The 21,454-nt window shown below is 55.3% G+C and carries 20 protein-coding genes and 1 riboswitch; of the genes, 10 read left to right on the top strand and 10 right to left on the bottom strand.

Annotated features, from left to right (window positions below; all coding sequences use genetic code 11):
* The first annotated feature begins 182 nt into the window (after positions 1-182).
* Complete coding sequence (locus AC1RSM_RS15120; protein WP_492933367.1) at positions 183-1,103, top strand: hypothetical protein; 921 nt, start codon at positions 183-185, stop codon at positions 1,101-1,103.
* Between the two features lie 79 nt (positions 1,104-1,182).
* Positions 1,183-1,989, top strand: coding sequence for a 4-hydroxy-2-oxoheptanedioate aldolase (gene hpaI, locus AC1RSM_RS15115; protein WP_492933366.1), 807 nt, complete (start codon positions 1,183-1,185; stop codon positions 1,987-1,989).
* Between the two features lie 89 nt (positions 1,990-2,078).
* Here the strand turns inward: hpaI and AC1RSM_RS15110 are convergent, their stop codons facing one another.
* Complete coding sequence (locus tag AC1RSM_RS15110) at positions 2,079-2,966, bottom strand: LysR family transcriptional regulator (RefSeq protein ID WP_492933365.1); 888 nt, start codon at positions 2,964-2,966, stop codon at positions 2,079-2,081.
* 44 nt (positions 2,967-3,010) lie between these two features.
* Here AC1RSM_RS15110 and AC1RSM_RS15105 point away from each other — a divergent pair, with 44 nt between their 5' ends.
* Complete coding sequence (locus AC1RSM_RS15105; protein ID WP_492933364.1) at positions 3,011-3,139, top strand: hypothetical protein; 129 nt, start codon at positions 3,011-3,013, stop codon at positions 3,137-3,139.
* On the opposite strand, the gene AC1RSM_RS15100 is transcribed toward AC1RSM_RS15105, so the two are convergent.
* The 5 genes from AC1RSM_RS15100 to rimO all read right to left on the bottom strand — a co-directional run bounded on the left by AC1RSM_RS15100 (position 3,136) and on the right by rimO (position 8,663).
* Positions 3,136-3,897 (bottom strand): maleate cis-trans isomerase family protein, encoded by a 762-nt coding sequence (locus AC1RSM_RS15100; RefSeq protein ID WP_492933363.1) that lies wholly within the window; start codon positions 3,895-3,897, stop codon positions 3,136-3,138. The two genes, AC1RSM_RS15105 and AC1RSM_RS15100, sit on opposite strands and share 4 nt — an antisense overlap.
* Before the next feature lie 123 nt (positions 3,898-4,020).
* Positions 4,021-5,028: a UDP-glucose 4-epimerase GalE gene (galE, locus tag AC1RSM_RS15095; protein ID WP_492933362.1), complete on the bottom strand. Its 1,008-nt coding sequence runs from the start codon at positions 5,026-5,028 to the stop codon at positions 4,021-4,023.
* 36 nt (positions 5,029-5,064) lie between these two features.
* Positions 5,065-5,589, bottom strand: coding sequence for a gamma carbonic anhydrase family protein (locus AC1RSM_RS15090; protein ID WP_492933361.1), 525 nt, complete (start codon positions 5,587-5,589; stop codon positions 5,065-5,067).
* A gap of 15 nt (positions 5,590-5,604) precedes the next feature.
* Positions 5,605-7,278 carry a sulfatase-like hydrolase/transferase gene (locus AC1RSM_RS15085; protein ID WP_492933360.1) on the bottom strand — a complete coding sequence of 558 codons (1,674 nt, stop codon included), beginning with the start codon at positions 7,276-7,278 and terminating at the stop codon, positions 5,605-5,607.
* 65 nt (positions 7,279-7,343) lie between these two features.
* Positions 7,344-8,663 (bottom strand): 30S ribosomal protein S12 methylthiotransferase RimO, encoded by a 1,320-nt coding sequence (rimO, locus tag AC1RSM_RS15080; protein WP_492933359.1) that lies wholly within the window; start codon positions 8,661-8,663, stop codon positions 7,344-7,346.
* Positions 8,664-8,867: 204 nt separating this feature from the next.
* Between rimO and rsmB the strand changes: the two genes are divergently transcribed.
* The 4 genes from rsmB to AC1RSM_RS15060 are packed head-to-tail and all read left to right on the top strand — an operon-like array spanning position 8,868 to position 13,858.
* Positions 8,868-10,172 carry a 16S rRNA (cytosine(967)-C(5))-methyltransferase RsmB gene (rsmB, locus tag AC1RSM_RS15075; protein WP_492933702.1) on the top strand — a complete coding sequence of 435 codons (1,305 nt, stop codon included), beginning with the start codon at positions 8,868-8,870 and terminating at the stop codon, positions 10,170-10,172.
* A 48-nt stretch (positions 10,173-10,220) separates the two neighbouring features.
* Entirely contained in the window at positions 10,221-10,805 is a 585-nt protein-coding gene (locus AC1RSM_RS15070; RefSeq protein ID WP_492933358.1) for a DUF4390 domain-containing protein, read from the top strand.
* Complete coding sequence (locus AC1RSM_RS15065; protein ID WP_492933701.1) at positions 10,805-13,141, top strand: sensor histidine kinase; 2,337 nt, start codon at positions 10,805-10,807, stop codon at positions 13,139-13,141. The genes AC1RSM_RS15070 and AC1RSM_RS15065 overlap by 1 nt, the downstream gene beginning before the upstream one ends.
* 21 nt (positions 13,142-13,162) lie before the next feature.
* Positions 13,163-13,858, top strand: a complete 696-nt coding sequence (locus AC1RSM_RS15060; RefSeq protein WP_492933357.1) for a response regulator — start codon at positions 13,163-13,165, stop codon at positions 13,856-13,858.
* Between the two features lie 115 nt (positions 13,859-13,973).
* On the opposite strand, the gene AC1RSM_RS15055 is transcribed toward AC1RSM_RS15060, so the two are convergent.
* The 3 genes from AC1RSM_RS15055 to AC1RSM_RS15045 all read right to left on the bottom strand — a co-directional run bounded on the left by AC1RSM_RS15055 (position 13,974) and on the right by AC1RSM_RS15045 (position 16,793).
* Positions 13,974-14,465 carry a 6,7-dimethyl-8-ribityllumazine synthase gene (locus AC1RSM_RS15055; protein WP_492933356.1) on the bottom strand — a complete coding sequence of 164 codons (492 nt, stop codon included), beginning with the start codon at positions 14,463-14,465 and terminating at the stop codon, positions 13,974-13,976.
* Positions 14,466-14,561: 96 nt separating this feature from the next.
* A riboswitch (FMN riboswitch) is annotated at positions 14,562-14,706 on the bottom strand.
* Between the two features lie 33 nt (positions 14,707-14,739).
* Positions 14,740-16,089, bottom strand: a complete 1,350-nt coding sequence (locus tag AC1RSM_RS15050) for a sensor histidine kinase (protein ID WP_492933355.1) — start codon at positions 16,087-16,089, stop codon at positions 14,740-14,742.
* Complete coding sequence (locus tag AC1RSM_RS15045) at positions 16,086-16,793, bottom strand: response regulator transcription factor (protein ID WP_492933354.1); 708 nt, start codon at positions 16,791-16,793, stop codon at positions 16,086-16,088. The genes AC1RSM_RS15050 and AC1RSM_RS15045 overlap by 4 nt, the downstream gene beginning before the upstream one ends.
* A 57-nt stretch (positions 16,794-16,850) precedes the next feature.
* Between AC1RSM_RS15045 and AC1RSM_RS15040 the strand changes: the two genes are divergently transcribed.
* Positions 16,851-18,872, top strand: a complete 2,022-nt coding sequence (locus AC1RSM_RS15040) for a TonB-dependent receptor domain-containing protein (protein WP_492933700.1) — start codon at positions 16,851-16,853, stop codon at positions 18,870-18,872.
* 10 nt (positions 18,873-18,882) lie between these two features.
* Here the strand turns inward: AC1RSM_RS15040 and AC1RSM_RS15035 are convergent, their stop codons facing one another.
* Complete coding sequence (locus AC1RSM_RS15035; protein WP_492933353.1) at positions 18,883-19,797, bottom strand: methyltransferase domain-containing protein; 915 nt, start codon at positions 19,795-19,797, stop codon at positions 18,883-18,885.
* An 81-nt stretch (positions 19,798-19,878) separates the two neighbouring features.
* Between AC1RSM_RS15035 and AC1RSM_RS15030 the strand changes: the two genes are divergently transcribed.
* Positions 19,879-20,619 (top strand): ComF family protein, encoded by a 741-nt coding sequence (locus tag AC1RSM_RS15030; protein WP_492933352.1) that lies wholly within the window; start codon positions 19,879-19,881, stop codon positions 20,617-20,619.
* 75 nt (positions 20,620-20,694) lie between these two features.
* A complete protein-coding gene (locus AC1RSM_RS15025; protein WP_492933351.1) occupies positions 20,695-21,165 on the top strand; it encodes a tRNA (cytidine(34)-2'-O)-methyltransferase in 471 nt (156 codons plus the stop codon).
* The last annotated feature ends 289 nt before the right edge of the window (positions 21,166-21,454 follow it).

Below are 21,454 nucleotides of genomic sequence, written 5' to 3'. Positions count from 1 at the left end.
TTTTTAGGCAGCCCCCGGTTCCATTGCTTGCATGGCCTGTGTACTGACCAGAGTGTGCTTAATCCGCACATGAAAAGCGCATGGCTTGACCTTCCTATGAGGGGAAGCTTGAGACTACAGCTTTCGATATAACAACTTCCTGACGACAGTGTTGCAGGACGTTGTTCTGTAAGGGTTTAATCATGCAATCAGCCAAACTCACGCCACGTCAGGAAAGCATCTCGTACTTTTCTGCGTTCGTATTCATTGTGGCGATGGTAGCGGCAGCGAGCTTTTGGGACGATCGTGAAATCGTCTTGCCAGAAATTGCGGCGATGGCCGTAGCTTTGTTCGCCTACCGTGAGCAAAGCTGGATGCGTCATCCAGAGAAAATCTTTCTATGGCCCACCGTCACCGCCTTGCTGGGTTTCGGTATCAATCTGCTTGTCATACCGTTTGCGCTAAAGCTGGCACTGGTGCTTGTAGGGATGCTGCTGTTTTTTGCTCTGTTCCGCTACAGTCTTGCGCCCGCACTGGCTACTGGCTTTTTACCTGTGGTGACCAATGCGACAGAGCTTTCCTTTGTCGCGGCAATCTTGGTGACGACCTTCTTGCTGATGCTGGCGGTGGTGTTTGGAAAATTACGCAGTAAAGCGGATTGCACGACCGTTGTCCAACCCCAGATCTTGCTCGTCTATGGGGCGATTGTCTTGGCCAGCATCGGCATCGCTGCTGCGATAGGGCACATACATTTGGCCGTATTGCCCCCCATTGCGGTGGTGGTGTACGAGTCCTTGCACATGAAGATGTATTCGTGGCGAATGGTGTTCAAGCAAACCGCTGTGCTGACCCTATCGGCGGCAATAGGAGTGGGGCTTTTCCTGTTGATTCCTAATTGGGTGGCGGTAGTGGTGATTGATATGCTTCTGATGTGGGTGTTGCTGCGACTGTTCAATATGCGTATGCCCGCTGTCTATGCTTTCCCTCTATTAGCGTATGTATTCCCCCAGCAGTCACTGACTTTGCTGCCGATTGCAGCCTTGTTGGTATCCGGCCTTTCTTTGAGCGCCGTACTGACTTTTCATCGGCGCAAAAGAGTAGGGCAGTTAATGCTCAAGTCCTGAGGGCGTTGTTTAATGCGTTTGTGAAAGAGGTTCGCCTTACACTGCTGGTTTGACGCCTAAGGATAAGAAAGGAGAAGACATGAAGCACCCGGTAAATCAGTTCAAGCAAGCCTTGAAGCAGGGCAAAACCCAGATCGGTTTGTGGCATGGCTTGGCCAGCCCTTATGTAGCGGACTTATGTGCTGGTCTGGGCTATGACTGGATCTTGCTGGATGGCGAACATGTCCCTAATACGGTGCAGACTTTATTGGCCCAGTTGCAGGCTGTGGCCGCTCACCCGATTACGCCGATTGTGCGCCCCAGCTGGAATGATCCGGTACAGATCAAGATGCTGCTGGACATGGGAGCGCAGAACCTTCTGATTCCTATGGTGCAGAATGCGGAGCAGGCCAGGGCGGCAGTAGCTGCGGTACGTTACCCGCCGCATGGCATCCGAGGTGTAGGCGCAGCCTTGGCACGAGCTGCTCGTTGGGGCGCTACCACCGATTACGTAGAGCGCGCCAATCAGGAAATGTGCGTGATCTGTCAGGTGGAAACACAAGAAGCCATGGCAAATCTGGACGAGATTCTGGCGGTGGAAGGCGTGGATGGGGTGTTTATTGGCCCGGCGGACTTGGCCGCTAGCATGGGGTATCTGACGCAGCCCGGCCACCCAGAGGTCTTGTCAGCAATAGAGGACGCGATTGTGCGAATTCGCAAGGCGGGTAAAGCCCCTGGGATTTTGCAGGCCAATGTAGAAGCGGCGCACCACTACTTGTCCTTGGGGGCTTTATTCGTGGCCGTGGGCGTAGATGCAGTGTTATTGCGGCAGGCGGCAAGCACTTTGCTTAGCCAGTTCAAGGATGAGGTCCAGGTGCCTGTAGTCCAGCCGGGCGCGGCTTATTGAGCCGCGTTTGAATGCCAAGCTTCTGACAGAGGCTTGGCTGTGTTTATTGGATAATGCCATGGTCCCAGCAAGGGCCTGTGTGCAGTACTTTACGCGCCACTTTCCAGCAGAAAGCTCAGCAAGGTTTCGGCGCTGGGCTGCAAGTCGCTACGGCGACGTACGCCGATCAGGATTTCGCGTTGGCTCCATTCCTCATCCAGCTCAATGACGCGTGTATTCGGGATTTGATAGATGCTGGCGCTTTTGCGCGGCAAGATCCCAATACCCATACCTGCGTTAATCAATAGGCACATGGCGTCATAGCCCGAAACTTCGGTACGGATACGCACGGAACGGTTGGCTTCCATGGCGGTCTTGGTGATCTGGTAATGCAGCTGCGTTCCGGTCAGCAAGGTAATTTGTTCGTGCTCCAGCGTCTGCTCAAAACGCACGCGTTCGTGTATAGCCAATGGATGATTGCTCGGCACCAAGACGACGAGCTTGTCGCTGCGAAAGGGATAGGCCTCGATGTCGGCGGCATAGGGCAAGCGGGTAAAGACACCCAGATCAGCCTTGCCCTCTGCTAAAGCCCGAATGATGTCCAGGCTGGTTTGTTCTTCCAGCTGCAGGGGGATGGCAGGGTGAAGTTGACCAAACTGCCCTAAGGGCTCTGCCAGAAACTGCGAAATGGCTGACGTATTGGCCAGAATATGCACCAGACCTTGTTGGCCTTGCGAATACGCTTGTAGTCGCGTTTCGATTTCTTGCGCGCTGTTCAAGAGCGCGCGGGATCGATACAGCAACTCCAGACCTGCGGCGGTAGGGCTGACCCCTTTATTGGTGCGCAGCAGCAACGTGGTGTTCAGGGACTGCTCCAGATCAGCAATCCGCCGGCTTACCGCGGCGGCAGCAATATGCTCACGCTCAGCGGCTTGGCTGATCGTGCCTTCTTCCAATATGCGGACAAACAGCTTGAGGGTCAGGAGATCCAAAGTCATGCACGCATCATATCGTCTTTTTTTATCGCCAAGAACTCAAGTTGATGGAGCGAAGTTTATTGGTCGATTCAGAGCTGCGGATGATGATGTATGACTTGCCAGCGTTAGAGCATGAAAAAGCCCTGCTGACGCAAGGTCAGCAGGGCTATGTACTGCAAGCCTGTTTTGATTAGGCTTGTGGCTTGGCACCCGACAGGATGTGACCAGCGTTAGGAACGCGGGTCTCCAGACCCAGGGTCTTGAGCATTTGGTACACGGTACACACAGCAGCGGATAGAACGGGTTTGCCGATCTGGTCTTGGGCGCGCTGGATAGCAGGCAGGGAGGGCATCTGTACGCAAGCGGACAGAATCACAGCGTCCACGCCGTCGTGGTTCAAGCGCTTGACGTGCTCCAGCAGGTTTTCAGGGTTCAGCAAGCCCACTTCCAGGTTGTCCGATACTTCCAGGCTGATGGAGTCTTGCACTTCGATGCCTTCGGCTTCGATGTAGTCAGCCACGCGCTTGGTCAGCGGCTTCATGTAAGGGGTAATGATGGAAACTTTCTTGTAGCCGAATTCTTTCAGCGTATCGACCAGGGCACCGGCCGAGCTCAACACAGGGATTTCCACGCCGTTTTCTTTAACGGTGTTTTGCAAGCGAGCTTGCGAAGCACGGTGGTAGCCGTCGCCTTGGGCCATGATGGCAACCAGGCAAGCGTAGGCCATCACGCTCATGCGGGCGTCGCTCAGTTCAACGGCACAGCGGTCGCTGGCGATGTCCATGGCCTTCAACTCTTCAGGGTTCACCTGCATCATGCGCATGCGCGAGGAGTGGAAGGTGAAGCGCTCTTCAGGAAACTCGGCATAGCGAGCCTGCAACATGGCAGGAATCTCGGTTTCCATGGTGGTGTTGGAGCTGGGAACGATCTGGCCGATGCGGTAAGTTTTCATAGCGATCTGTCTCGGGAAGGTGATTTTTAGATTGACGCCTTTATTCTAGGGCGCGTTTTCTCCCTTGCAAATCAATCATCTGTCAACGTGCCATCGCCAACGGCGATGGCACAATGGTCTTGATCAGGCCAGGCTGGACTGCCAGCGCCAGGCATCGTCACACATTTCCTGGATGCCTTTTTCGGCTTGCCAGCCTAAGGTCTCCCGGGCTTTTTGAGTATCAGCCCAGCAGGCGGCGATGTCGCCCGGGCGGCGTGGCGACAGTGCATAGGGAATAGGGCGGCCGCAGCTCTGGGCGAAAGCGGCAATCATGTCCAGCACGGAGTAGCCTTGGCCGGTACCCAGATTGACGGTGAGCAGCTCGCTGTCTTTGGACTCCAGATACTCCAGAGCCGCAACGTGGCCTTTGGCCAAATCGGTCACATGAATGTAGTCGCGCACGCCAGTGCCGTCGGGCGTGTCGTAATCGTGGCCGAAAACTTGTACTTGTTCGCGCTGCCCGGTTGCGACCTGGGCGATATAAGGCATCAGATTATTGGGGATGCCTTGGGGGGCCTCACCAATCAGTCCGGACTCATGGGCGCCCACAGGGTTGAAGTAGCGCAACAGGGCGATGCGCCAACCAGATTCACTGTGATGAAGATTGCCCATGGCCTGTTCCAGCACGAGTTTGGTATGGCCATAGGTGTTGGTTGCCGACAGGGGATGCGTCTCTGGAATGGGCAGTTGCTGAGGGTCGCCATAGACGGTTGCGGAGGACGAAAACACCAAACTACGTACATTAGCTTCTTGCATGGCTTGCAAGAGTGTTAGTGTGCCGGTGATGTTGTTGTCGTAATACTTAAGCGGCTGGGCTACTGATTCGCCAACTGCTTTTAAACCTGCAAAATGGATAACGGCTGAAATGCTGCGCTGCTGGAAAATACGGTCAAGCAGGGCACGATCACGGATATCGCCTTCGATAAAATCGGGCTGTGTGCCCGTAATTGCCTTGATGGCGCTCAAGACGCCTTTCTGGCTATTGCTCAAATTATCCAGGATCAACACCTGATAACCGTGCTCGATCAGCTCCACACAGGTATGAGAGCCGATAAAGCCGGTACCGCCAGTTACAAGAATGGTTTGGGCCATAGGTCTTTCCAGTTAAAAGCAGGTTGAAAAGAGTGGTTAATCCACACGCTTCAAAGCGGTTTTGTAGTGGCCGCCACGCTCGGCATAGACCGATGCGTTCTGACGCAGCTTGGCGATGTCTTCGTCGCTCAGGGTGCGCACGGCTTTGGCAGGCGAACCGATGATCAGGCTGCGTTCGGGGAATACTTTGCCTTCAGTGACCAGCGCACCCGCACCAACCAGGCAGTCGCGGCCAATGACAGCGCCATTCAGAACCACAGCCTGAATGCCGATCAGGGAGCCTTCGCCGATGGTACAGCCGTGCAGCATGGCTTGATGGCCAATGGTGACGTGGTTACCGATGTCCAGGGGGTAGCCGGGGTCTGTGTGAAGGACAGCGCCTTCTTGCACGTTTGAACCTACGCCTACCGTAATGGTTTCGTTGTCTCCACGGATAACGGCGCCGGGCCAGACGCTACTTTTTTCTTTCAGTACGACCTTGCCAATCAGGGTGGCCTCTGCGGCAACGAAGCTGCTGTCGTGGATTGTGGGGCTGTGGTCGTCTAATTGGTAAATGGGCATAAGGGTGTACAGAAGTCAGAAGTCAAAGAGGGATGCTGAATACAGCCAGCCTGGGTAGGAATCACTGCGCTGTGTATAAGTGAGCTTTGGCTTGGAAGAACAAAGATCATGATGCTGAGCGTATTGGAAAGCAGGCAATATAACCCCAGTGATAGCCTCATTAATAATCTGGGTAAGACAGAAAAAAGGCTGATTCTCTAGGCGGGCAGCCAAGCTCTGGTCGCGATAATAAATATAGCCCGGTACGTCACCCAGTATTTCTTTCGGCGTTGATGGGGCGAACATATAGTCATCGTTTTTTTCCCCCATGTGCATAAAGAATGCATCAGGGAAGATATTCTCCTGGTGGAAGAAGCGTGTTAAAGCGGGTTTGTGATCACCCACCAGCAAAATTAGAGAGTCTGGATTCTCGGCCAGGAGTCGAGCCGAGAAGTCAGCTGCTTCATTCAGACTTTGAGTCAAGTTATCCAAGTAATACCGCTCACCATTGTCCCCATCTTGGGGATAGTAGGCGCCATGGGTGTATACGGTGGTAAGGAACTGAAAGCTGGGTCTGTCACTGTTGCTTTGCTCTTGGGCGGCCGCTTCAAAAAGCACTTGATCGCTGGCCCAGATCGGGCCGTCGTAGTTCATGTCTTCCAGAGAAATAAAGCGTCGAAATCCAAGCTTTGGATTAATGATGTGTCGATTCCAAAAAGTGGCGTTGTGATTGTGTAATGAAACGCTGGTATAGCCTGCGTGCTCAAGGCTACGAGGCCAACTCCAAGCTTGGGGAGATAGCAGATCCACGTATTCCTGGTAGATGACACCGTTGAGCGCGCCATTGGCTGGCAGCCCCGTGAGTAGTTCGAACGCAGCGTTGACTGTTCCACCGCCATAGACTGGGGAGATAGCTCGGAAGGCTTGAAACCCCATCTTTTCTAAAGGATCAAAGGCGGTTTTAAAGTGCTTATCGTCATGCCAACACGCTTCACAGAGGATAACGATGATGTTGGAGGGCCGGGCCGATGACTCAAGCGAGGAGGCCTTCAAAATACGAAATTGCTCTTGTTGTGCTAGTGACGGCTTTGAGGGGATACGGCGTTGACTTGTCTGGATCAAGTGTGTGAGCAGGCCATTTTTTCGAACATTTTGAGGCCAGTCCCAGACGATATAACTGACATCTTGGCGCGTTAGCTCAAATTGAGCTGTGTGACTTATTTTTGTGTCAACGCTGTTTAAATAAGGGTGAAGAGATAGCAGGGAAAAAACGATGGCCAGGGTAAGGCCCATTTTTTTTAAGCGTGCGGTTTTATCCAGGCGAATTAACAGCGCAATCCCGAGGATGATAAGCAACGCATAGATTATGTGGGATTGGTCGATGTAGTGAGGTATGACGGATAGGTTGTCAGTGCGTGTTATGTCCGTCCAGCTTAGTGGCTCTGTAGTAAGCGCTTGCTTGGTGTTGCTGACTTCAGTCAGTAACAGGGTGGCTCCAGCCGTCAGTGCTCCAGCCACAGAACAGGGTAATAGCACCCGTAGCAGGAAATAGCATGCGAAAAGTGGGGCCATGGATAAGCCCAAAGCCAACCAGCGGTACTTCCCTGTTTCATCCAGAAATAGGAAATCCAGATGGTTTTGCAGAATGTGATGCTGGAAATATCCCAGCGCAATAACAACAGCCAGATCGATTAGTCGTGTTCTGATCATGTAATAAACAAGCCGCCCGGCTTGAGGGCCGGGCGGCTGTCAAATGAACTAGGGGACGTTCGAGCTTAGCTTGTTTCGCCGAACAAGTCATACTCACTGGAATCCGTAATGCGCACGCGCACCATCTGGCCGGGTTCCAGTTTCTGTTCGCTGGTAATGAAGACATTGCCGTCGATTTCGGGGGCGTCAGCGCTGGAGCGGCCAACAGCATCGCCGTCTTCGTCGATTTCATCAATCAGCACATCCATTTCTCGGCCAACTTTGGCAGCTAGGCGAGCAGTGGAGATGGCTTGTTGATGCTCCATGAACCGCTCCCAACGCTCTTGTTTGACTTCGTCGGGGACGATGCCATCGAGTTTGTTGGCAGAGGCGCCTTCGACGGGGGAATACTGGAAACAGCCAACGCGATCCAGCTGAGCTTCGGTCATCCAGTCCAGCAGGTATTGGAAGTCTTCTTCGGTCTCGCCGGGGAAACCCACAATAAAGGTAGAGCGGATGGTCAGGTCCGGGCAGTCCTGGCGCCATTGTTTGATGCGCGACAGGGTGCGATCTTCAAAAGCCGGGCGTTTCATGGCGCGCAGCACTGAGGGGCTGGCGTGCTGGAAAGGAATATCCAGATAAGGCAGCACTTTGCCTTCGGCCATCAAAGGAATGATGTTGTCGACGTGGGGATAAGGGTAGACGTAATGCAGACGCACCCAGGCACCTAGTTCCGACAAGGCAGCGCTCAAATCCAGCATGCTGCTCTTGACGGGGCGGCCATTCCAAAAACCGGTGCGCTGACGGATATCCACGCCATAGGCACTGGTGTCCTGAGAGATCACCAGCAGCTCTTTAACACCTGCTTTGACCAGGCGCTCGGCCTCGCCCAGCACGTCGCCTACCGGGCGGCTTACCAGCTTGCCGCGCATGGACGGGATAATACAGAAGCTGCAGCTGTGGTTGCAGCCTTCAGATATCTTCAGGTATGCGTAGTGGCGCGGGGTCAGCTTGATGCCTTGTGGTGGCACCAGATCTATATAGGGGTTGTGATCCAGCGAAGGTGGTGCGGCTTCACGCACGGCGCGCAGTACTTGTTCATATTGCTGGGGGCCGCTGACCGACAGGACAGAGGGGTGAACCTCACGGATCAGGCCTTCGTCCACACCCATACAGCCGGTGACAATGACGCGGCCGTTTTCAGCCAGGGCCTCGCCAATCGCTTCCAGCGATTCGGCCTTGGCGCTGTCGATAAAACCACAGGTATTGACCACCACCACATCAGCATTGTCGTAGCTGGGGGTGATCTGATAGCCGTCAGTACGCAGCTGGGTAAGAATTCGTTCGGAATCGACCAGGGCCTTGGGACAACCCAGGCTCACGAATCCGACTTTGGGGGCGCTCATAGAGGGTCCTTCTGGAGCTTGAGGGCTCGAAATTGGGAAATAGGCTTGATTTTACCGCCCCATGCGCGGATGCGTGTGTATCTTGCACGTCCAGACCCGGCTTGTGTGACAAATAGTGCTACAGTCGCAGTCATATTTTTCTTTTCTAGCGGTTGTCCTGTGTCCGACACACATCTTTCCCCATCCTTGCCCCTGTCTGAAGTCATGCTGCTGAGCGCGCGCAATATTGAAGGCGTGCTGGCAGGCAAATCCTTGACAGAGAGTCTGGCCGCCACGCCAGCTCCTGCCCGTGCGGCAGTTCAGTCTGTCAGCTTCCATGTTTTGCGCCGTTTAGGCCATGCTCGTCAGATCCGTATCACGCTGGTGCCACGTCAGCCCAGCAATACCTGGCTGGATGCCTTATTGCTGGTGTCGCTGGCTTTGCTGGATACGGCTATGCGCGTTCAAGAGGACGCTGAAACCTTTGATGATCGTCCTGATGTGCCGGTATATGCCGTGCATACGGTGGTGGATCAGGCTGTACGGGCGGCAGATAGCCAAGCCGCTTTACGTCTGTCCAAGGGCTTGGTCAACGGTGTGCTGCGTCGCTTCACGCGCGAGCGCAAGATGATTTTGTCCCAAGTGGAAAGCCGTCCGGAAGCTCGCTGGAACCACCCCGGTTGGTGGGTCAAAGAGTTGCGTCGCGCTTACCCTCGTGAGTGGGAAACGTTGTTGCAAGCGGCTAATCGCCCGGGTCCTTTGACCTTGCGCGTTAACCAGCGCCGCTGCTCGGTAGAACGTTTGCAGGCTGTCCTGACGGAAGCTGGCATTGCGTCCAGCAGCCCAGGCGCAGGAGCCGTTACCCTGGATAAAGCCATGCCTGTGCAGGCTATACCCGGTTTTGATTTGGGATGGTGGTCGGTTCAGGACTGGTCAGCCCAGCAAGCAGGCCTGCTCTTGCCGGTGCAAGATGGGATGCGAGTTCTGGATGCTTGCGCGGCACCGGGCGGCAAAACAGCTCATCTGCTGGAACAAGCGGATTTGTCCTTGCTGGCTCTGGATACCGATGGTGAGCGTCTGGAGCGCGTGGGTCATAACTTGCGTCGTCTGGGTCTGGAAAGCGACAAGGTCGAACTTAAGCGTGGTGACGCGGCGCGAACCGCACAGTGGTGGGATGGCCAGCCTTTTGATGCCATTTTGGCGGATGTGCCGTGTACGGCATCGGGTATTGTGCGCCGTCACCCTGATATTCGTTGGCTGCGCCGTGAATCGGACATTGCCGATACCGCCCGTCTGCAAAGCTCTATACTGGATGCCTTGTGGTCCACCTTGAAGGTTGGTGGTCACTTTTTGTATTCCACTTGCTCGATTTTTCCGGCCGAAGGGCAGCAACAGGTCGAAGCATTCCTGGCGCGTCACCCTGAAGCCCGTCTCTTGGACTCTCCTGGCCAGATTTTGCCCGGTGTTGCCGGACGATCACTGGCAGATGGCGACGGTTTTTTCTATGCCTTATTTACGCGCCCGGTTTGACTTGTCACAATTAGGGCTCTGACTTTGTCCTTTTTGCGGTTAATCACGATGTGGCGCGTTTTTCTGTCTTTTCTGCTGATTGCCAACTGCGCGCTAAGCTCGGCCAATACGATTGTGCCGGTCGCTACGTCAGGAGAGCGGGTCGTCAAGGTCGAGCCTCGTATTCGGGACGAAAAACTTTATATCGATGCCGATATCGAGTTCGAACTTAGTCCCGAGCTGCGTACCGCCGCTGAAAAAGGAGTGCCGCTGTATTTCACGGTTGAAGTGGAATTGGCACAGCCCCGTTGGTGGTGGTTCGATAAAAACGTTGTTAAAGAACAACAAACGTGGCGAGTCGTGTATAACGCGCTGACCCGTCAGTGGCGCGTGGGTACCGGGGATCTCTCTTTGCCCGAATCTTCCATGAATGATGCATTGGCCATGCTGCGGCATATCCGCGGCTGGGCCGTGGCGTACGTGGCCGATCTGGATCACGACCAGGAATACCAAGGTCGTGTGCGTCTACGCCTGGATACCTCTTTGCTGGCCCGTCCATTTCAGGTGGACGCCATCAATAGTTCTGCCTGGACACTGGCTACTCCATGGAAAACATTTTCCTTTTCCGTCTCCGTCGACGAGCCCCAACCTTGATTCGCTGGGTCTTGCGTACCGCTCTGTTTGGAGCGGGTGTCAGCGCGTTGGCGCTGTTTTCTTTGCTGGTCTGGTCTACGGGTAACGCCTCGCGCTACGCGCAGCAATATGACTTGCTGCTGGTGCTTAACGGAGTGCTGGCGGCCACATTGATTTCCTGGGTGCTGCTGCTGACGATTCGCCTGTTCAGGCAAATACGTCGCCGCCAGTTTGGCGCTCGCATGACGGCACGCTTTGCCTTTTATTTCACCTTGATCGGCATTATTCCCGGCGCACTGATTTATCTGCTGTCGGTGCAATTTATGTCGCGCTCCATTGAGTCCTGGTTCAACGTGCGAGTGGATTCAGCGCTGGAGTCAGGCTTGAGCCTGGGTCGGGCGGCGCTGGATTCGCAACTGAATGAATTAGAGGGTCGTGCCAATGAGATGGTGTCGGCACTTAATAAAGCGGATAACTCGCAGTACAGCAATTTGTTGATTTCCCTGCGTGAAAACAGCGGTGTGACCGAGGCCATGGTGTTCTCTGGCAATGGTCGCCTGATCGCTTTTTCTTCTAGCCGTTACGACACCTTGCTGCCCGATATGCCGCCTTCCAGCGTGATGAATCAGCTGCGTATTGCAGGCCGTTATGCGGCGGCGGAAGTCGATGATGATGCTCCTGCCCGCGGCACTGATCTGGACGAAGGGGGCTTGCCCGCCGAGTCCACGGGCCTGCGTTTGCGCACGGTATTGCCTCTGGCTGATCCGAATCGTTTTTCCGCTACTTTGACGGGGGCGGCAGACACGCGCTGGTTGCAGGTTATCCAGCCTGTGCCGGAAAAAATTGCTCGCAATGCCAATCAGGTTCAGCAAGGCTTCAGGGACTATCAAGAATTAGCGCTGTCTCGGCAGGGGCTGCGCAAGCTCTACGGTATTACGCTGACACTGGCTTTGATACTGGCCGTATTCACGGCAGTGGCGGCCGCATTGGCCTTGTCGCGTCGTCTGACTCGTCCTTTGCTGACCTTGGCAGCGGGTACGCAAGCGGTGGGCGTGGGGGATTATCGGCCCTTGCCGGAACCGCCCGCCAAAGATGAGGTAGGCCAGTTAACCCGTTCTTTTAACGCCATGACTCGGCAGCTGGATGAAGCCCGACGCATGGTGGAGAAAAACCGTTTGCAACTGGAGCGCTCCAACGTCTATCTGGAGTCTGTGCTCAGTAATCTGTCCAGCGGTGTGCTCGCCTTTGACGAGATGTTCCGCGTGACCATGTTCAACCAAGGGGCGCAGCGTATTTTGCAGGTGGATTTGCGTTCCATTAAGGGCCGTCCGCTGGAAACCCTGGAAGGGGCGATGACCTTTGCCTCTGTCATACGCGAAGCGTTCTCCACGCATCAGGCCATGGGGTCAGATCATCCATATTGGCAGCAGCAATTTGAGCTGGAAATGAAAGAAGGGAACGAAGCGCGTGATACTATCGTCACCGTTCTTGCCCGTGGTACTTTGCTGCGCGTGGATGGTCAGCCTACCGGTTATTTGGTGGTGTTTGACGATATTACTGACGTTATTTCCGCCAGCCGTCTGGTGGCCTGGAGCGAAGTGGCTCGACGTCTGGCACATGAGATCAAGAACCCGCTGACGCCCATCCAGTTATCTGCGGAGCGCCTGGCGATGAAGCTGGAGTCGCAGCTGGACGATGTGCATGCCGCCATGTTGCTGCGCTATACCAATACCATCGTCAATCAGGTGAGTTCACTGAAAAAGATGGTGGAAGATTTTCGTGAATACGCTCGCAAGCCGGCCACTCAGATGCAAAGCTTGAATCTGAACGAGCTGATTACCGAAGTGCTGACTTTATATGGTTGGGACCCTGAAGAGGGTATGGTGCGAGATGACGGCTACAGTGTAGCGATTGATGTGGAGCTGGACCCGCAGCTGCCTGAGGTGCTGGGGGACCCCACACAGTTACGCCAAGTGATCCATAATCTGCTGGCTAATGCTCGCGAAGCCGCTGCTCAGGATCAATCACTTGACCAGGCCCACGTATTTGTTAAAACCATGATTGCAGGGGTTGAAGGTTCCGATTCTTCTGGCACGGTCAGTTTCGTGGTGTCAGATAACGGGCCAGGTTTCGATCCCCAGATGTTGGTGCGTGTTTTTGAACCTTACGTAACCACCAAGCCCACCGGCACGGGTCTGGGACTTGCTATAGTTAAGAAAATCATCGAGGAGCACGGCGGCAGAATCGATGTTTCCAATCGTCGTGAGGGGGGGGCTCGCATTTCCATCCTCTTTACCCGGCTTGCTGGCCAGCATATTCGTCTGGACTCTGGGCGGCGAGCAAACGATAATGCGTAAAAATCACGTAGGTGACGTTTTATGGCCAGAATTCTGGTAGTTGATGACGAAATCGGCATTCGGGAACTTTTGTCGGAAATTCTTTACGACGAAGGGCACACCGTGCAATTGGCAGAAAATGCCGCGCAGGCTCGCGAGGCACGCCTGCGGGGCCGCCCCGATCTGGTCTTGCTGGATATCTGGATGCCGGACACCGATGGTGTCAGCCTGCTCAAAGAGTGGGCATCACAAGGCTTGCTGGATATGCCTGTAGTCATGATGAGCGGCCATGCCACGGTAGACACCGCGGTAGAGGCTACTCGAATTGGCGCGGTCGATTTCCTGGAAAAGCCCATTACCATGCAGCGCTTGCTGAAAACCGTGGCCTCGGGTCTGGAGCGCACCGTCGCGCCCAAGACGCTAGCAGCGGCAGCCCGCCCAGCGGCTACTGGTGGTGAGCGTCGTCCGGAAGCGGTGGCAGCGATGCCCGGCATGGCACCCGCCATGGCTGTGCCTGAAGTTGAACGCGATGAGTCTTTGTTGGGCAGTATCTCTTTGGATCTGCCTTTGCGCGAAGCCCGTGATGAGTTCGAGCGCATTTATTTTGAATACCATCTGCGCCGCGAAAATCACAGCATGACGCGAGTCTCGGAGCGCACCGGTTTGGAGCGCACCCACTTGTATCGCAAACTGAAGCAGTTGGGGATTGACTCTTCGCGCAAGCGTAACCAGTCCTGATACAGTAGTTACTAAATGCGTGGCCTATCACGGCCCGTCTGCCCCTTGAAGCTGCGGTTGAACACAGCTTCAAGGATGCGCAAAACCAAGCGGCCGTTTTCGGCCGCTTGGCATTTTACAGAGCTGCTACCGATGCCACAGGCAGTGCCTGCAGCTTAGTGACGGTATCCATGCAGGTACGTGCTGCTTCCTGCCCCTTGAGCACAAAGTGTCGGTGGAAGTAATCGTGGTGCTCTTTGCCATCGTGGAAATGATGCGGAGTCAGTACGACCGAAAACACAGGCACGTTAGTGCTCAGTTGTACTTGCATCAAACCTTGGATCACGGCGGTGGCCACGAAGTCGTGGCGGTAAATACCGCCATCAACAACCAAGCCGGCAGCCACAACCGCAGCGTATTGCCCTGACTGAGCCAGACGCTGTGCGTGCAGGGGGATTTCAAATGCGCCGCCTACTTCAAAAAAGTCGACCAGGCTGGTGTCATGACCCAAAGCCTGGACCTCGTCGATAAAACCCTGACGGGCTTGATCCACAATGTCTTTGTGCCAACAAGCTTGAATAAAAGCGATGCGGGGAGCCAAAAGATTGGCTGGGGTGATGCTGTTCATGTCGGTTTCCTGTTTTAAGACAACAAACAGGGCATGCAGGAAGCAGGATAGATCAAGCCCATAGGGGAATCACACCCGTACAGGTCATTGAGGGTATCCCGTTCTCTCTTTATCCGGACTATGACCGTCGGCCCCGGAATCACACCGGATCTGCTGTCCCTGACCAGAAGGTCAGGCGCTCGCGGGCTAGGCTTGTGCCATTACCGCCGGTGGGGACTTGCACCCCGCCCTGAGAACGTAGCTGGCCGGAGAGGCCAACCTGAGAAGTGTACCCCTAAACCGTTGTTTTGTCAGAGCAGGGCTGGGCCTGAATCGACAGGGGTAAAAGCAAGCGCAAGCGGCAGTAGGGACCGGATAAAAACTGGGCCTGACCGCCGTGGCGCAGCAAGATTTGACGCACTATGGTAAGCCCCAGACCGGCGCCCTTGCTGCCACTGTCTTGCTTGTGAAAGCGATCGAAAGCGCGTTTTGCCAGCTCTTGTGACAGGGCGGGGCCCTCGTCGTTGATGTCGATGGCGCAATGGTCGGCTTGCGGTCTATGCAGGTGCAGTGTCACCTTGCCAGAACCATGGGTCAGGGCATTATCCAAGGCATTGATAAGGGCTTCGGCCAAGTCGGCCTCGCAAGCTTGAACGATATCTTGTGTGCAATCTTGCTGGAATTGAATGTCTCGGCCTGCCTCTTCAAAAAGCGGCCAGACCTCTCCCATGACGCGGCGGCATAAAGGGGCCAGTGCGGTCTGATCAACAAGCTCAGTGGACTGTTCTTGCTTGCGAGCCAGGCTTAGCCATTGGGTAACCAGCCGCTGTAAATGGGCGATGTCCTCGCGCAGCAGGTGCCAGTCTTGGTCTGTGGGTTGCGCCCTGGTTTGCAGGCGCAAAGACATGACAGCGAGCGGCGTGCGTAGTTGGTGAGCGGCATCTGCGACCAATTGCTGCTCATGATAATAGGCCTGCATCAGTCGGTCCAGACTGTGGTTAACGGACAGTGCCAAAGGGCGGATTTCTTTAGGCAGATCGGTAACGGGAAGGCGTAGCTCCGGCTGGGAGGGACCTAATGTGCTGGCCAGGCTTGCCGCCTGCCTGACCGGTCGCAAGGTCCAATGAATGAGCCAGGCAATCAGCAGCATACCCACTGCACATACAGGCAGCCACAGCAGCAAAGAGCGCCACATGCGTGTTTCCAGCAAAGCACCAATTAATTCCCGTTCCCGTTGGTCACGCTTGGCGACCATCAGAATTTCCCCCGTGGGTAGGGTGACGGAAACTGAGACAACAAAGCCGCTTCGATGTGACTGTTTAAACAGCGATAGCTCATCCTCAGGCTGGGAAGGGCGCAGACGCCGTGGGCTTTGCAGATGGGAGGAGGCCTGAAGCAACTGGCCTTGGGCGCTGTACAGCGAATAGGACATTTCTCCGCCAGCATAGTGAAGCGGCAAGTTGTCCAGCGAATCATCGGCTTGAAAACCCCGGGCAATCTCCTCTGCTTGTAGAAACAGGCTGATGCGACGCAACTCATCGCGCGTGTCGAACAAGGACAGCGCCAGCGCACAAAACCCCAGCGCCAGCATCAATAACAAACTGATCAGCAGTCTGCGGCGCAGACTAAAGGCACGTTTTTTCACAATGAGCGCAGCCGGTATCCAACACCACGGATGGTATCTATGCACACGTGTGCGTTTTGTTCTCGCAGCTTGCGGCGCAGTTTGGAAATCAAGGCCTCGATTGCGTTCAAGCTGATATCGGTCTGGCTTTTATACAGTTGCTCCAGCAAGTAGTCCTTGACCAGCAAGCGCGGGCTGGCCTGCATCAGCTCTTGTAATAAAACGCTTTCCCGCCGGGGCAGCATCAGAGCCTGATCATCCACCCAGGCCTGGCGTACTTCAGGTTCAAAACGCAAATTGGCAATCAGTAGCTGCTGATAACGCTGCGGTGCTGCGCGACGCAAGATAGCGCTCAGTCTGGCCTCCAGCTCCACCAAATCAAAAGGCTTGAGCAGGTAGTCGTCCGCGCCGCTGCGCAGGCCTTGGATGCGGCTATGAACAGCATCGCGGGCACTTAGAATCAGGCAGGGCAGGCGACGGCTTCGATCCGGGTTGTGCAGCAGCGCCAGAATTTCCATGCCATCCATATCCGGTAATCCCAGATCCAGAATCAGGGCATCAAAGTTGTGCTCTTGCAGCAAGGCCAAGCCAATCCTCCCGGTGGTAGCGGTGCGGATGGAATAGCCCTGTCCTTGCAGATGGCTTGCCAGCAGGCTCAGTAAAGGCCGATGGTCTTCAATAATCAGAATGTTTTTCATCAGACTACGGTCAGGAACCGGGCTCATGATAAGGGTAAATCGAAATGAGTTTGGTTCTTATTATAAGTAATGGAAGAAGCCGTGATGAAAATGAAAATGGGAGTGTGTTGGCCTCTGGCTACCTTGTCCTTGGCGTGCATGTCGGCCTGGGCTCAGGAACGTAACGAGGTTGAGCAGTTAAGCAGCATCTCAGTGACCGCCTCAGGGTTTGCTCAGGAAGTAGTGAACGCACCAGCTTCCATCACGGTTATTCCGAGGGAGGAGTTAGAGGGAAAACGCTTCGAGTCCTTGGCTGATGCCTTGCGGCTTGTGCCGGGCGTCAGTGTGTTGGGGGGCGATAAAGGGGCAATCTCTATCCGGGGCATGGAGTCCGAGCATGTATTGATCCTGATAGATGGCCGTCGCCAGAATATGCGTCAGATCACTATGAAAGGCGGGGTGTCTGAAGGCCTGGACATGAACTGGATTCCACCGCTGGAAGCGATCGAGCGCATCGAGGTGGTGCGTGGCCCTATGTCTACCTTGTATGGCTCGGAGGCCTTGGGCGGGGTAATCAATATCGTCACGCGCAAGGTGGCCGATACGTGGCACGGCTCGGTTACGGGAGGCTACACCCTGCAAGACAGCGGTTCGGCAGGCAATAGTGGCTCAGCTGATTTGTATCTGTCGGGCCCCATCGTGCCTGGCCGGGTGGGTTTACAGTTCTGGGGCTATCACAAGCAGCGTCAGGAGGACCAGGTGCTGAATGGTTTTGCACGCGCCAAGCGGCAAAATGGCACCGTGCGTTTGTGGGCCACGCCTAATGCCAATCACGAATTCATGTTTGAAGCCGGTCGCACCACCCAGCATTTCTGGACTACGCCCGGCAAGTCTCTGGCCCTGACGGGTAAGGCGAATGAAAACGAGTATGTGCGCGATACCTACACCCTGGCTCATACAGGACGCTGGCAGGGCTTCGATACAGAGCTAAGCCTGAATCGGGAACAGGCTTACCGCGACGGCCCGACACAGACGGCACGTCCCGATATCCGGAACACGGTGATTGATGGCAAGGTGACCTTGCCCTTGGCGGATCACATGTTGGTGGGGGGCTTCCAGTGGCGCAAGAGCGAGCTAAAAGCGGATGGCTACTATGCCAATCCCAACGGGGCTGGGGTGGACACCTCTGTGCGTGAGTACTCTTTGTTTTTAGAAGATGAATGGAGCCTGACGCCAAGCTTTGCGTTGACCGCTGGCGTGCGCATGGACGATAACGAATTTTATGGGCGTCATTGGACTCCGCGCCTGTACGGAGTCTGGAGTGCGAACGATGATTGGACTTTGAAAGGCGGGGTTGCCAAGGGCTTCAAGTCGCCCACGATTATGCAGAGCAATCCGCAGATTGGCTTGCCGCAGCGTGGGGGTGCCTATACCTGGGGGAATCCGGATCTGGAACCTGAAGTCAGCACCAACGTAGAGCTGGGACTGTACTTTGATGATGGTGGCCCACTGAGTGGCAACGCCACCTTGTTCCACACACGCTACAAGAACAAGATCGCCAATACGGGCTCGCGTCAGCTCTACTACCCTGATGGTCGTCCTGTGCCGCCGGACCCTTACACCAACAGCATGTACAGCACCTATTTCAACATCACAGAAGCGCGCGTGCAGGGTCTGGAGTTAGGGCTGGCTTACCGATTCAACGAACAGTGGAAGTTGCGTGGTAGCTATACCTTCACAGATTCGAAAGTTCGTAATGGCAGCGCCACTATTTTGGGCTTTGGTTACCCGCAGTCTGAAGGCCAGGCCCTGGTGGCAACCCCCCGCAATATGGGCAGCCTGACGCTGGACTGGACGCCCAATGACGCTGTTTCAGCCTTTTCGACTTTGAGCGTACGGGGCCGTGAAACCAATATTTCCTGGGGGCAGGGCGGCGCAGTCAGCGAAAGCATGGGGACGATTGCCACGCTTGATCTGGGAGCTAGCTGGCGTGCCAGAAAAGACCTGAGCTTGAGCGCAGCCGTTTATAACCTAACCGATCGCCGTCGCGACTCTGGTACGGACGGAGCCTATTCCTATGCGGAAGACGGCCGACGCTTTTGGCTGCAGGCAGAATATCGCTTCTAAAGCGTTAGTTTTACTCTTGGGGTTTGGGGCGGCGGCTGATGGTAGAAATTGGCACGCTGACCTCGCCCTGAGTGCTGCGACGACTACGGGCACGCCAAGCGTGTCCGTAGGCAATTTCCAGGCTCAGATGCAGGGTTCCATCCATATGGCGCTGCTTTTCCAGGGCATTGAGCAAACGCTGACGCCAGTGCAGGGTGCTCAAGCCAGCTTTGCGAAGTGGGTGGGGATTGCCGCCCAGTAAGCGCAGATCATCCAGCAGTTTTTCAGCGCTGCGATAGGTCAGCGTGACGACCTCTTGGTCCATGACAGGATCAGAAAAACCGTTTTCCAGCAGCAAATCACCGAAGTCGTGCATATCCACGAAATCCAGCGCTTGAGTACCCAAGTCGGCTTGGACCATGGCGCTGCGCAGTTCGGCCAAAGAGCCGGGGCCCAGGCAAGAGAACATGACCAGTGTTTCAGGCTTGAGCAGACGGCTCCATTCGGACAATACCCGATGGGGCTCTGGGTGCCAGTGCAGGGCCATATTCGACCAGATCAGTTCCTGGCTTTCAGCAGGCAGGCCACTTTCAGCCATATCAGCATGCACCCAGCTGGCAGCAGGAGTTGGCTGGTTACGTAGTTTTTGCCACAGGCTGGGTTTGGATTGATAGCGTTCACGGGCAACTTCCAGCAGTTTATCGCTGCGGTCCAGACCGGTGTAATGCATCTGGGGATAGCGTGAACGCAGGGGTTCCAATGCATGACTGGCACCGCAGCCGGCATCCAGAATATGGGTGGGCTGCAAACGCACCAAGGCCAGTCGGGACAACATCCGCTGTGCCACTTCACCGTAAAGAAACTGAGCGTGGTCCAAGGGAGCGCGGCGATTAAATTGCTGCTCGACGTGGGCGGAGTTGATAGGTAAAGAAGGTAACTGGGACATAGTTGCGCGGACGTTGCTGGCGTGGATCAGTAGCGTGTGCTGTGATCGGATCAGCCTGGCTCTGAAAGGTAATGATCTATTATGGCGCATCCCCTGTTCCGGCGCGAGTCGGCCGATCGTCTTGTAGGGCTACATAGGCCGGCCCGCCCCTGTATCTTGTGTGGCCTGCGCTCGCGTACAGGCGCATTGTGCTTATTGTGCAGACAGGCCTTGGCCACACCGGCAAAAGTTTTCCGTTGCCCACGCTGTGCCTTGGCGTTGCCGCCTTTGGCCTTGTTGGCTTGCCCGGACTGCGGGGCGGGGCAGCTGGCCTTGCAAGCCACGGTGGCCGGATTTGATTACGAACATCCTGGCGATATGTTGATCCATGCGTTTAAAATTTCCCGTCGGCTGGAAATGGCGGCGGTCCTGAGTGAGCTTATGGTGCAACAGTGGCGTCAACGGGGACCAGGCTTGAGTGAGCAGACCTGGGTGATTCCGGTGCCATCCCGGCCAGAAGCCTTGCAGCAGCGCGGTTTTAATCCCGCTGCTGTGTTGGCAAAACGGGTGGCGCGGCAATTGGGCCTGTCAGCTCGTTTGCATGTAGTGGCTGCGCAGCCCCGTCAGGAGCAGGCTCAAAAGTTTCTGGGGCGGCAGGCACGCAGGCAAGCCATGCGTGGGGTGTTCAGCCTGCAAGAACGGCTGGACGGGCGAGACATTCTCTTGCTTGATGATGTATTAACCACGGGTGCCACGCTGGATGCTTTGGCACGAGCTTGTCGGCTGGCCGGTGCCCGTTCCGTTTATGCGCTGGTTGCGGCCCGTGCACCTTGGAAACTATAGCTAATTTAGCCTTGTATACTTCGCCGCTTGCCCGCGGCTTTTTCTGCACTTTTCTCTGCACTTTTTAGGTTCTTCATGTTTCATATCGTCCTGGTTTCGCCCGAGATCCCTCCCAACACGGGTAATGTCATTCGTCTGGCGGCCAATACAGGCTGTGTCCTGCATTTGGTGCGGCCCTTGGGCTTTGAGCTGGAGGACAGCAAGCTGCGACGTGCCGGGCTGGATTACCACGAGTGGGCACAGGTGAAGGTACATGACAGCTTGGAAGAAGCCTTGCAAGCCACCGGGTCTTCGCCCGATCGCGCTTTTGCGTTGACTACACGCGGTAGCCACTTGCTGGCTGAGCAAAGCTTTGTTCCCGGTGATGTCTTTGTGTTTGGCCGCGAAACTGCTGGATTGTCAGCCGAGCAACTGGCGCTTTTCCCCACCGAGCAACGGATACGTTTGCCCATGATGGCCGGTCAGCGCAGCTTGAATCTGTCCAATGCTGTAGCGATTTGCGTGTTTGATGCGTGGCGGCAAGCAGGGTATGAAGGGGGCGTATAGGCTCTCAGTCAGCCCGACGCTTGATAGTGCGCAGCAGGTGGGGGCTAGTCTTTTACGCGGGTCTGGCCGCTGTTTGGTGCAAGGTGGGGCTTGCTAAGGTGACCTGGGTGGATCCGTCCCGTGCAAAACGGTATTTGTGAAGACCTTGCTTAGTTTTCGCTGTAGCTTGAGAGGACAATTTTTTGAAGAAGTAGCAGTTGGGCTTGAGCTATTGCTAGTAGTGGGACCTAAATTAAAACGGCTCTGCAAATCTTCAATTTGCAGAGCCGTTTGTTCTATTGAGCCTTGT

It is taken from the genome of Alcaligenes sp. GW821-FHT11D07 (assembly GCF_058808495.1).
The sequence above is the reverse complement of the archived record's forward strand: the minus strand, read 5'-3'. Positions and strand labels throughout refer to the sequence as shown.

What these genes read in the sequence shown, in the direction of transcription:
- AC1RSM_RS15085 (WP_492933360.1), bottom strand. Translation starts at nt 7,278, where the DNA reads ATGATCAGAACACGACTAATCGATCTGGCTGTTGTTATTGCGCTGGGA.
- AC1RSM_RS15035 (WP_492933353.1), bottom strand. Translation starts at nt 19,797, where the DNA reads ATGTCCCAGTTACCTTCTTTACCTATCAACTCCGCCCACGTCGAGCAG.
- AC1RSM_RS15040 (WP_492933700.1), top strand. Translation starts at nt 16,851, where the DNA reads ATGAAAATGAAAATGGGAGTGTGTTGGCCTCTGGCTACCTTGTCCTTG.
- AC1RSM_RS15045 (WP_492933354.1), bottom strand. Translation starts at nt 16,793, where the DNA reads ATGAGCCCGGTTCCTGACCGTAGTCTGATGAAAAACATTCTGATTATT.
- AC1RSM_RS15030 (WP_492933352.1), top strand. Translation starts at nt 19,879, where the DNA reads ATGGCGCATCCCCTGTTCCGGCGCGAGTCGGCCGATCGTCTTGTAGGG.
- AC1RSM_RS15105 (WP_492933364.1), top strand. Translation starts at nt 3,011, where the DNA reads ATGGAGCGAAGTTTATTGGTCGATTCAGAGCTGCGGATGATGATGTAT.
- AC1RSM_RS15110 (WP_492933365.1), bottom strand. Translation starts at nt 2,966, where the DNA reads ATGACTTTGGATCTCCTGACCCTCAAGCTGTTTGTCCGCATATTGGAA.
- AC1RSM_RS15090 (WP_492933361.1), bottom strand. Translation starts at nt 5,589, where the DNA reads ATGCCCATTTACCAATTAGACGACCACAGCCCCACAATCCACGACAGC.
- AC1RSM_RS15060 (WP_492933357.1), top strand. Translation starts at nt 13,163, where the DNA reads ATGGCCAGAATTCTGGTAGTTGATGACGAAATCGGCATTCGGGAACTT.
- galE (WP_492933362.1), bottom strand. Translation starts at nt 5,028, where the DNA reads ATGGCCCAAACCATTCTTGTAACTGGCGGTACCGGCTTTATCGGCTCT.
- hpaI (WP_492933366.1), top strand. Translation starts at nt 1,183, where the DNA reads ATGAAGCACCCGGTAAATCAGTTCAAGCAAGCCTTGAAGCAGGGCAAA.
- AC1RSM_RS15025 (WP_492933351.1), top strand. Translation starts at nt 20,695, where the DNA reads ATGTTTCATATCGTCCTGGTTTCGCCCGAGATCCCTCCCAACACGGGT.
- rimO (WP_492933359.1), bottom strand. Translation starts at nt 8,663, where the DNA reads ATGAGCGCCCCCAAAGTCGGATTCGTGAGCCTGGGTTGTCCCAAGGCC.
- AC1RSM_RS15070 (WP_492933358.1), top strand. Translation starts at nt 10,221, where the DNA reads ATGTGGCGCGTTTTTCTGTCTTTTCTGCTGATTGCCAACTGCGCGCTA.
- rsmB (WP_492933702.1), top strand. Translation starts at nt 8,868, where the DNA reads ATGCTGCTGAGCGCGCGCAATATTGAAGGCGTGCTGGCAGGCAAATCC.
- AC1RSM_RS15055 (WP_492933356.1), bottom strand. Translation starts at nt 14,465, where the DNA reads ATGAACAGCATCACCCCAGCCAATCTTTTGGCTCCCCGCATCGCTTTT.
- AC1RSM_RS15120 (WP_492933367.1), top strand. Translation starts at nt 183, where the DNA reads ATGCAATCAGCCAAACTCACGCCACGTCAGGAAAGCATCTCGTACTTT.
- AC1RSM_RS15100 (WP_492933363.1), bottom strand. Translation starts at nt 3,897, where the DNA reads ATGAAAACTTACCGCATCGGCCAGATCGTTCCCAGCTCCAACACCACC.